At 49.9% G+C, this 9,104-nt stretch carries 3 protein-coding genes and 1 pseudogene; 1 reads left to right on the top strand and 3 read right to left on the bottom strand.

Annotated features, from left to right (window positions below):
• A partial coding sequence (locus B7L70_RS11030; RefSeq protein WP_081228236.1) for a hypothetical protein occupies positions 1-6,854 on the bottom strand: 6,854 nt, incomplete at its 3' end.
• A gap of 138 nt (positions 6,855-6,992) precedes the next feature.
• Positions 6,993-8,117, bottom strand: coding sequence for a hypothetical protein (locus B7L70_RS11025; RefSeq protein ID WP_081228235.1), 1,125 nt, complete (start codon positions 8,115-8,117; stop codon positions 6,993-6,995).
• 70 nt (positions 8,118-8,187) lie between these two features.
• On the opposite strand from B7L70_RS11025, the gene B7L70_RS11020 reads away from it, so the two are divergent.
• Entirely contained in the window at positions 8,188-8,727 is a 540-nt protein-coding gene (locus B7L70_RS11020) for a PaREP1 family protein (RefSeq protein ID WP_081228233.1), read from the top strand.
• 6 nt (positions 8,728-8,733) lie between these two features.
• Here the strand turns inward: B7L70_RS11020 and B7L70_RS11015 are convergent.
• Positions 8,734-9,104 (bottom strand): annotated as a pseudogene (locus B7L70_RS11015) (hypothetical protein); the annotation flags it as partial.

Genomic DNA, 9,104 nt, shown 5'->3' with positions numbered 1-9,104 from the left:
GCCGGCGAGACCTGCGTTATCTTGATTGGGCACTCCGGCTCAGACACGCTGTAGCTCAGTGTAACGCCTGGTGCTGGGCCGAAGCTCGATAGAACAACCACTATGTTGGCTGTCGTTAGTATATTAGATAGCGTGAAGGACTCAATGGCCTCTGTGGCAGTCACAGTCCTCTGTATGCTGAAGGTGTTCTCAAACACAGGCACTAGGTAGAGCGTTGCACCACTGCTTACTGCCTGCTCTATCTGCTGCCACGTCAATGGTGTACCATTCGCCGCGTAGTAGGCAACCACGTAGTAGTTCGTTGGTGGTAGCTGGCTTGTGGCTGGTGGGTATATCCTGTAATCAACAGGTGTTATCGAACCGTCAGTGCCGGTCACGTTGAAGCCTAGTAACTCATTGCCCATGGTTGGCTGGTCAAACACAACAACCAATGCACCAGGTATGCCGGTGCCAGTGGCGCTCTTTAGGTATATCGTGGCCGGCACAACGTGAGTCTCAACAACAGGCGTGCTGAACGCATCGCCTAGGGTCTGCACATCAGTTGATATAGCCGTGTCGTATATGTCGATGTATGGGTAGACACCCTTGGTTATGTTATACAGTAGGCAGCTGTCGTACCAATACACAGCAATATTAGCGGGAACGCCCTCTTCCGTAGCATTGGGTAACGGCTGCATCAACTGACCATTCAAGCCGCTGAAGTCAATGGCTATTGGCGCAACACCCGCACAGAACCTCGGCGCACCCGACACATACTCAACAACCATCTGGTTGGGCAACGGCCTACCATCCCAGTCCTCCACAGCACCAAGCGCCGCTGTTGGATACCAGAAGTATAGCTTAGCCTCAGTATCATTACTCGCCGTAGGCATCACCGGGTACTGACCACTGTATAGGTACACATAACCAGCAATATCCCACGTAATATGATAGGGTTGCGGCGTAACAGTCGCATTAACATACTCAGGCTCACTACCGGCATACAGCATTAAGAAATCAATACTCGGCGACTCCAGCGGAGCCTCTATCTGGCTTATACTGTAGGTCAATGGGCCAACCTTGACCGTACCGTTCGGGTACACCGTGAACGGCAATGCCGTACCATTAACTAGGTAGAACGTGGCGTTGGGTGGCGCGTAGTAGAACTTAACGCCTAGATCGGGTATGTACGGCGTGTAGTTCCCTAGGTCACACCACGTCGAGTTGAACTCATAGCTACTACCGTAGATGTACTGCACCGGTATGTCGGCAATAGTATCTGGACTAATCTCAGTAATCGGCACGCTGATTAGGTAGTACCTAACTTCCTCTAAAAGCGGATATTTTAAGTACTTAACTGGTACTGAGTAGTTAATTGCGGCAACGAATATCGGGAACGACGCATTGTTGTAAACCTCAACACTCTCTAGGGCAACGGTCCTCAGGTTGTACACGCCACTAACCTCCTGTATTGCACCTAGTGTTACGTTCCACAGATCCTCTGGGAACAACGTGTCGAACCTCAGCATTGGGGCTGATGTGCCGCCTGTGCCGGCGCCTATTGCCGTCATGTAGAACGAACCACTAGCACTCACAACGCCCGGCGGCCACTCACCAACGTAGACTGTGGTCGCATTACCCATTGGCGTTATGTAGTTGAGCAGCACGTAACTGCTTATTGCGTACTCGGGCAGTGGCGATACTGCGCCAGCCACGTACTGGCTTGGCTTTATGACTGGCGTTATTGAGCCGTAACCAACATTCGGCGTGCTTGTCGTGCCCATTATCCAGAACCTGGCAATCCTAGTACCGTAGGCGCCGGTCGTCGGTGCCCACCACGGCATATCAAACACAGCCTCACCATTGGAACCAACTGGTATCACCACTGTCAGTGGGCTTCCGAAGTATGGATACCATGTTGCATTAACCGTTGGGTATGTGAATGTTACAGTCTTTGTTGTGGATGTGGTGTATGTTGTGTATAGATTCTCAGTGTAGTAGTTAACCACACCGCCGAAGCCACTGCTTATCACTGGGTATGCTATGTGCGTGTGGTCTCCGTAGTAGGCTGGCGGTAGTACGTAGTAGGTCCCACTACCGTAGACGTAAAGCACCACGGCAACCTCTGTTGGCGACTGCACAACACTGCTTATCTTGCTATAGCTCAGGTACACATACAGCGGTATTGCCCTAACCATGGCCTCCTGGAACTGCTGCGTAACGTTGACGCTGTACACGTAGTACCAACCGGTTGCGTTAGCCGCGTATATGCCTATGGTGGCGTTGGTCACGGAAGTCATGCCGGTGGCGTTGATGTATGCCTCCCACAGCCTATAGCTCGCTAGATTCGGAACCGCGGTGTAGTTAAATTCAACCATGCTTGACGCCTTCTGAGTAACCTCAACGGCATATGTTGTTGGATACACACCACTCAGGCTCGTTGCCTGTAGGGACTGTGATGAACCATCGATTACAGCAGGTATTGGCGTTACGGGCTCCATCAATGACTCATTAACCAACAACCTATACTCGCTATAGATGGTTGGTGGTGGTGCGTATAGGAAGATGTCGTTCGGAATCGCCGTTGCGACTATTGTTGTCCCTACGTGGGCATATATCGGTATGCCCATGGTTAAGTTGAACGTGACTCCTATCGGCGTTGTGGAGAACACGTTCGGGTATATACTGGTCATGTACAGCGGTGTCAGACTCGTTGTTGGGCTGCTTGAATTAACGAAGAAGCCGCCCAGGTTGGGCAGTACGTAGCCGGCTAGTGAGTATACATTGCTTATGTTCTCCTCACTCGGTGCCGCTTCTAACTGCCAGTAGTTAATGGAGTTCTCGACTATTGCGGAGGTACCCTTCGCGGTTAGGTTAAGCACTGTGACATTTAGTATTCCGAAGCTCATCACGTTGAATGGATAGGCCGTGTTATTTATATACGTTAAGGCTGTCTGCGTAGATAGGGCTGAGTATTGCTTCATCACGTACTCTCTGTACAGTACGTCAGTGAAGGTTAGCCCTAGGTAGGTGTTGCCCACTGGGTATATGCCGCTCTTGCTGGTTATGTTGAAGGTGACTGGGTACACGCTTGTTTCAATGATTATTGTGCCGTTCGGCGGTATTGTGACTGGCGTGCCCGCTATGTAGACGGTCACCGGGCTCGTTGTGTATGTTACCTGCCCTGTTGGTGTGATTATTACGTTCTCATTGGGTGGTGGCACGGGCACTATCTGGTTGAACACCTCCTGCCCTAGGTAGAACACCTTCATCTGGAATGCCTGCCCTGGCATGAACAACCTAACGAATATCGTGCCCTCGTGAGGCGCTATCGATGGGAACGTGAATATGGCGAACGGCGATGCGGTGCTGTAGTTAGCCAGCAGTGCCGCTAGTGTGTAGTAGCTGTAGTTCCCAACATACCACTCAGTGTAGTTCTGCAGGCTTATTGTACCACTCTGGTATGCGGCCTGGTCAGCGGCTATCAATGACTGGAACGTACTCTCCAGGGACTCAAACTGCGGCTGCATCCAGGTCTCGCCAACAACCCTGAAGTCGGTTAGGTTCAACCAGTATGTTGGGAACACTAACCACTGGCTTGCTAGGTAGTACGGGCTGTATTGGTCGTCAATCACTAACGTCACGTTGTAGTAGAATGATGGGCAGTAGCTCGGTGTTGCGCATGGGTACACGGGCTGGCTACTCAGTACATTGCCCTTTAGGTCCGTGACCACTATGTGTAGGTTCTCGACTGATACCGTGACGGGGAACACCTGACCGCATGTTGTTGTGACCGGCACCGAGAATGGTTCGTAGTATATCACGAGATCCTCATCAAATGGACCCCTAGTACCCAGCGTATAGGCGTAGTATCCAGTTGGTATGCCTAGGGCGCTGGTGTAGTTCTGGTACGTCTGCCCGTACTGATACGACACACTTGCGTATAATGAGGAGACATTGTCTGTTGCCGGGCTTATCGTCCTGACCTTAAGCATCACGTAAGCCTTACCGCTTGGTTGTATGTAGCTGGCATTGAGTGGTACATTCATCACGTAGACCATACCGCTCGAGTTGGTTATTGCGTGCCACATCTCCTGCCCATTAACCACACTATAGACGCTCACCGCGAAGCCCCATAACGGGTACTGCGGCTTTGTCTGGCTGAGCACCTGTACGTTGATGCTTATCAGTGGGAAGTAGACAACATTGACTATGCCGGGCTTCAGCTGTATGTTGTATATGGGCTGTCTCGTTGTGTAGTTGACGCTGGGCATTACGTAGCCGTAGTAGTTCAGGGTGAAGTTGAACACAGGCGTCATAGTCTCAATGTACGGTACGCCGGATACTGACGATATCTGTAGGGCTATTGGCGCCGTTATCTTCATTATATAGGCTGAGGAGCTCAGGGCTACCGGCTGTAGGGTAACCGTGGTGCCACTTGGCGTTAACTCGCTCGCATACACAACACCGCTTGTTATGGTTTCGTTGCATAGGTTGAGGAACTGTGCATTAAATACTGTGTATGCTGCGGCTATGAATGCCCTCTCCACAGTGACGTTGGCGAACGCTATGGTACCGTTTGGCCACACGCCTGTTGGTGTCATTACGGCGTGTTCAGTACCGTTGTCATAGAATGAGAGTAATGTCTTGTTGCTCTTACTTATTGGGTACACATTGAACAGCGGATACTCTGGTGTGCTAACTCCATACTGCTCATTGTATATACTGCTGGGTCTATAACCGAGTTCGTAGACTCCATAACCAACCGTTAAGCCATTATACTGGAGCCAGAACGTGTAGTAATACACCTGCTGTGAAGTTATTGAGTAGCTCGGTGTAACTGTGACTTGCCCAGTACCTTTTACCGTTACTGTCGCGTTTATTGGTGGTGCTGGTAACCAATTAACCTCTGGTGTAACGAGTACTCCAGACACTGAGGACTCCTCAAACGGTGGGAATTGAGCTATTGTTGCTGGCCAGTACGTTCCGTAAGTCGTCTCGTTCGTCCATACCTGCTCCTCGTAATACAGCATACCCTGCACAGCAGCTGCAGGTGGTGTCTGCGAGATTATTGGTGCGGTTGGTGAGTAGGCGTAGTACACGGTTAGGTACGGGACTATGTTAGGGCTGAGCGGCAGTTGCTGACTAGCTGGGGTGCTTGGCTGGTACTGGGTTATGTTGATGAACACCGGCATTAAACCAACGGTTATATTCGTAATAGTGACGGAGGTAACGCCCTGAGATACTGATATTGTGGCTGTGAATACCGGCACATTCTCATAGAATATGTAGAGCTCAGGCGGTGTTGTCTTAAACTGTTTGAATGATGGTGCACCTGGTCCCGTGCCCGTGAACTTACCAACTGGTACGGTTGCTGGTGTTGTTTCGTAGTAGCGTAGGTAGCTCTCGCTAACAATAGTCGCCGTTGGTGTGGTTGCCAGTAGCCACTTCACGTAGAGCTTCTCCGCAAGTATTGGGTTTGGAATATTTGTGGCACTACCAATTATTAAGTTGCCCTTCAGGTCATAAACACTGCCTATGTAGAACTCAACAACGGGCACCCCGATGAGTAGTGTTGGGATGGCATGGGCATGCATGGCATTGCATATGGCGGTTAAGGTTATTGCATATTGCCAGAAGAAGTCGTAGGCCTGGGCTGCGTTGAAGGACTCGGGTGTTGTGTAATTATTCGTATTGGCTGTTGTGTAGTTATAAAGCGGGACCATTTGCCCGCTTGGGTAGACATCATACACCGTAATAACTATAGGCTGAGCCGTGACGCTCGGATAATTGTGATCAGCCGAGTTCAAGCCACTGAATTGGTTCGTCACATAGTAGATTGGGCCGAAGCCTGTGTATGAGTAACCGTATATGTCCTGGCTAACACCTGATACTGTTGAGTTCTGCGTTGTTGGTCCGAACACGGTGACCCCGGTGCCCAGGGTTACGGAGGCCTCAAGCTGCGGTGCAGATGGTAATGGTGAAGGTGTCGTGACGGTTGTTGCTGCACCAACGAATAGGTAGAAGAAGTATAGGTCTGGCAGTACTACATAGTAACTTTCAGGTGTTGTCTCTGCACCATACACGGGCCTAAAGAGTGGGTATGCCACAGCTGTTTCAGCATACGTCGTAGTGGACGGTGATGGAACATTCGGTGGTGTTCCATAGACATACGTGTATGTTACAGTCTCACTTGTATCTTTTGGTATTAAGGTACTTGCTATTGATGGTGATACTGGTATGTAACTCTTAATGTTATGTGATGCAGTTAGGTTGCTCATTAGGTCTGCTAGGTCCATATCAATGCTTGTTACGTTGAAGACCATCCAGTTGCCTCCGCCGTAGTTGTTCAAGACAATGACCACGGTCCAGTTCGCGTAAACCTGGCTTGGCGTTATGCCGCCGCTTAGTGTTGTGCTTACTGTCCAGGTTACACCGCCTGTTGAGTTCGCGGTGGCTGTTGCTGTCATGGTTACTGGCTGCCCAAGCTGCCAGCCGCTGCTGGTGGTCCAGTAGTACACGTCGGATGCGTTGGCTATGTATATGGTGAAGGACTTACCCGCTGTGAAGTACCAAGGCACCATGTAAGATATTAAGTTGTTGTAACATGCCTGGCATGATGGGGTAGTTACAGTAGTTACAGTAGATGTTAGTCTTGCGTCTGTTAGGTTCCAGGAGAGTGTGTATGTGTATGTTACTGGCGGTAGTGGTACTGATGTTGGTCCATATGGTCCATACGTTGATGTTGGTCCATATGGTCCATACGTTACTGCTAGGGCTGGGTGCCCTAGCGCTCCTACTATACCTATTATAGTTATTACTAGTAGTATTGGGAGTAGTTTTGTTGTTCCCCATTTGGTTTTGGACCTAGTCATCGGACTCCGCTGCTGTCTGGGGTTTATAAGGGACTTGTTTGAATAGTGCCGTTCAAGTGTTCCGAATTTTCTGGAACATATAAATAAAATATTTGGAATTAGTTGTTTAATACATAGTTTATTTATTGGTTTATATCTTTAACCAGGTGTTAATACGTTGGCTGGTGGGCTTGGTGGGTATAGCCATGTTGGGTAGTTTGGGTTTGTGCCCGTTATGTTCCAGGCAAAGGCTGTGTCGCCGTATGCCGGTATACCGAAATATGTTGGGTACTGGATTATCATTATTAGGTAGTAGTTGTTTGGTACTGGTGCGTTCATGTTCATAATTATATTGTAGGTTACTGTGTTTGGTAGTGTGCACCATATCCAGCCACCGTTGTAGCAAGCTGATCCCTGTTGGTATGGGTATTGGATCCACGTCATGTCGAAGGTGCAATTGTTCGGTGATATTACGTGCTGCCCGGTGCAGTATGGGTTTAGCCAGGTTGGATTGTCCTGGCTTAACACGTAGAGTGAGAAGTACTGTGGTGCCCTTACGAAGCTCGTTCCCTTTAGGAAGGTTATTGACAGCTCAATGGTTGTGCCGTTAACCCTAATTATGCTCACCTGAGGCCAGTAGCCGGCATAGTTGTTCGTTGTTACTGGCCCTCCTGGTGGTGTTGGTGGGCAACCACCGACGGATTCGCATCCCCAGACCCCAACTCCATGGTCTTGTATTATATAGGCGTTGGTGCTTGTTAGTGGCCCGACGAGGTAGTTGGGGTTTATGTGCACTATGTAGTAGTTACTGCCGTAGGGCTCCACAAGGCCTGAGTATGTATTCTGCCCTTGTTTCGTTGTTACCACAGCCGTCACCCAATGCCAGAGGTAGTTGCCCAGTGGGTTAGCTGGGGCTGCCCAGTTGTTTGTGTTTGTCTGCGTTGGGTCTAGTAGGACTGGGCCTACGCTCGTTAGTAGTAGTTCTGGCTCCGTGGTGTTTGCCACGTAGTACTGCGTCGTCTTGTTTATCCAGGTGAAGCCCCTTGGCGTCACTGCGCCTATTATTGTTATGAATCCCCTGGTGCTGATTAACTCGTTACCCTGGGTTACTAAGCCGCTGTACATTGCCGACTCAACGCCAACCTCCCTAACGTGGTTCGCCGTTATGCTGCCCAGTGTAGTTATCATGGAAAGCGCAGTTGCACCAATAAGTACTCCGATAATTAATGCCATTAGCACGAGTACTCCGGCCACTATAGTCGATAGTGAACCCCTACTACCCATCAGTAATTGATTGCTCAGGATGATTAATAAGACACTAAGGAATTAATAATTAATTGCATAATTACCTTATATGAACGAGGTTGGTTACCTGGATTACAAGGGCAACCCAAGGGCCTACGTATACGCCAAGGTCCTCGATGGTTTAACCGAGGCAAAGCTAGCGCTTGAGATGTTAAGTAGGGGTTTGCTTCAGAACGCCGCTGCGAAGGCCTTCATGAGCGTTAAGTCGATAGTTAGTGCGTTGATTGTTAGCAACTTCAGTAGGTTGGTAGAGGTCGTGGATGGAAGGAGGAGGGTTTGGTACGAGAGCGTTGGTTACTCGGCACCAACCACTGGGTTGATTGGCATATCGAGGGATTTGGGGAGGATTGGTATTGACGTTGATAGGGTGGTGAGAATTGCGTTATCGCTACATAGGTTCTCCTACAACGGCCTGAATCCGAACTTAGTCGATTATAGGGATTTAGACGAGGTTAGGGACGACATAATCGAAGTGGTTAGGTGGGTTACGGAAATAAAGGGCTTGTTCAGGGACGTTTGGGATGAGGGGTTGGGTAGGGAGCTTGAGGAGTTGAGGGCATTACTCAATAGGCAGGGCATTAGTGGTTGAGCCACGTCATTGCTGGCCCTGTTGCTTTGACTCCTCCGCCTTCCTCCTAATCGCGGTGCCGACCAGGATGCTGGCGTATATGTGCAGTTTCCAGGCCTCCGGGTACTCACCATATTCCCTAACCACCTTCCTGGCTAGCTCCCTCAGTTCCAACGCCTCCTCGAGCGTGACCTTGTCGGGGTCCTTATCGAGTAATTCCTTCAGTCTCTCCCACTCCTCCTTCGTCAATGGGTTCGCCAATGCCGCGAGTCTCATCATCCTCCTAGCCTCATTCCTCAGAAGGTCAGCCTTCTCACGCTTAATTAAGCCCTCAGCCGTTAGGTACTCAACGAAGAACTCCTGGTAGCTAGAGTAAGCCTCCGCAAGCCTAGTGACCC

Source organism: Vulcanisaeta sp. EB80, assembly GCF_002078205.2.
Note: the sequence above shows the minus strand (reverse complement) of the source record. Positions and strands in the feature narration are given on the sequence as shown.